Source organism: Kitasatospora sp. NPDC057198 (assembly GCF_042670125.1).
In the GTDB taxonomy this organism is placed as follows: Bacteria; Actinomycetota; Actinomycetes; order Streptomycetales; family Streptomycetaceae; genus Kitasatospora.
In genome coordinates this window covers 1-2,372 of the sequence record NZ_JBHUWH010000752.1, presented here as the reverse complement: position 1 = coordinate 2,372, position 2,372 = coordinate 1, and the positions used below count along the sequence as shown (strand labels likewise).

The window sequence follows — 2,372 nt, the reverse complement described above, 5'->3', positions numbered from 1 at the left end:
TCCGGGGGGGCCGCCGAGCTTGGGGGTCCCCCCTTGGCTGGCGGGGCCGTCCACGCCGACCTCGCTGACGGGCCCGGGACGGGCCCGGGACGGGGCCCGGAGCAGCGCGGCGGGTCCGGCGGCCCCGGTACCGGGCGGGCGGTCAGGGACAGTTCTCGTCGATCTTGTACTGGAGGGCCCTGGGGTAGTCGTGCCGGCTGAGGCGGACGCGGACCAGGACCGGGGCGTGGTTGAGGTCGTTGTCGGGGTCGGCGAGGTCGGCGAGGAGGGAGTCGAGCTCGGCGTGGGTGCTGACTTCGAAGCCGCGCATCGGGTCCTTCTCGGAGCCGAACACCTCCGCCAGCTTCTCGTAGCGCCACGGGTGCAGCACGTTGTAGAAGTCGGCCCCGTCGGACGGCCTGCCCTTGTAGTAGCAGGGGCTGACCAGCATCTGCTCGATGCCGTAGAAGCCCTCGTTGTCGAGGACGAAGACCACCGGCCGCAGGTGGTGCCGGACGTGGGTGGACAGTTCCTGGCAGATCTCCTGGAAGGAGCCGTCGCCGACGAAGACCAGCGGGCGCTTCGGCGGCTGCTGCCGGCCCAGCGCCACGCCGGAGGCCGCGCCGACGGAGTAGCCGATGGACAGCCAGCTGTTCTGCGCCAGGTAGCCGGCCCGTTCGGTGATCCGCAGGTTCATCGAGCCGAGCAGCGCGAACGCCGCGTCGGAGACCACGGTGAAGGGCGAGGGGGCCTGCGGGTCGCCGCCGGTGGCCTGGTGCTCGAGGAAGTGGTTGATGCGCTCGAAGAAGCCGTCGTAGGTCAGTTCGGTCCCGTCCGGGTGCGCGGAGCTCAGCGAGTCCAGGAACTCGGCGGTGCTGGCCGGGACGTCCAGGCCCGCCTCGCGGGCCAGCGCGAAGTGGTCGGCGGGGAACGTCCGGCCGGCCAGCGCGGTCCGCAACGCCGGGACGAAGCGGCCGAGTTGGACGTCCGGGAAGTACAGGGCGCCGACGCTGACGCCGCCGCGTGCCGCCACGATCCAGTCGTCGCCGATGGACTGCTCGCCGTTGAGGTTCTTGGAGGTGGACCACGTCCCCAGGCCGATCCGGCAGCCCGCGTTCTTGAAGGTCCTGCGGATCTCCGGCAGGCTCGCCCTGCCGTTGTAGACGCCGGCGAACCGCGGATGCCGCTCGGACACTACGGACTTGGCGCCGACCGTGGTGCAGAACTGCATCTCGGTGGCCTCGACGAACTCCAGCAGTTCCCCCTCCAGCCGGTGGTGCACGAGTTCCTCGCCCGCCCAGACGATCGGCGTGCCGAGCCTCGTGATCAGCTCCGCCGCCGCCGCGACGGCCTTGTCCAGGATGTCCTGGTTCCGCTCGGTGAACGGCCGCTCGTGCGCCCGGAGGCGGCCCTGCGGGGCGTCGCAGGGCGCGTGCCAGAGATCCTCCATGACCTCCAGGTAGACCGGCTTGCGCTCGGTCAGGCAGGCGGTGATCGCGCTGTCGATCTGCGAGGGGGCCAACCCCGGGTTGGAGAGGACCTGCGCGTCCACCGTGACCTGCCGGTAGACCTCCAGGTTGCTCTCCCGGCGCGGGCTCATGTGGGTGGTGAGCAGGCCCACCGCCTGGAAGTTGAGCCACTGCTCGTAGGACGGCGCCCCGTTGATCGCGATCAGCGGGACGTCCTCGACGTACGCGCCGCCGACCGCGTTGAGCAGGTTGAACGCGCCCACGCTGTACGTCACCGCCACGGCGGCGACGCCCTGTTCGGGCTGGTCGGCGCCGGCGTCGGCGAGCCGCACCCGGGCGTAGGCGTCGGCGGCGTAGCCGGCCCCCAGTTCGGTGGGGGTGCCGATCCAGCGCACCGCCGTGGTCTCCTGCATGATCGTCAGGAATGGGCCGAGCAGGTCGCCCGGCACGCCGAAGACGTGGCGGATGCCCAACTGCTCCAGCCGGGTCGCCAGGTAACGGCCGACCGTCCATTCGTCAGCGCTGCTCATCGGTGTGCTGCCTCCTCGTGGTTGTGTCGACGGGGCCCGGCGCCCGGGGCGTCGCGGAAGCCCCCGTGCTCCGGGGCCTCCCGCTGGGAGCCCGCCGCGCCGGGTCGCGAGATGCCGTCCCGGTGGCCGAAGTGCTCGCGGCCCTTCGGTGCGCCCGCCGGCGTGCGGCCCCGGTCCGCGTGGACGCGGCCGCACCGGTGCGCGCGCTCGACCGTGCGGGGGGACGGACGGCGGCCGTGGCCGCGCTCGGGCTCCCCGGGGACGGACGGAACCGATCGCACAGTGTGATCGGCCCGAGCCCAACGTAACTGGCTCGCCCCGCCCGATGCCAACGGACGTGGGCCTTCCGGAGCCTTTCGGCGAGCCGGTCGTGTGCCGTCGAACGGATTCGGCG

The 2,372-nt window shown here is 72.4% G+C and carries 1 protein-coding gene; it reads right to left on the bottom strand.

Annotated elements, in window-relative coordinates:
- Window positions 1-142: 142 nt before the first annotated feature.
- A complete protein-coding gene (locus ACFUEL_RS38610) occupies window positions 143-1,978 on the bottom strand; it encodes an alpha-keto acid decarboxylase family protein (protein ID WP_380242723.1) in 1,836 nt (611 codons plus the stop codon).
- Window positions 1,979-2,372 lie beyond the last annotated feature (394 nt).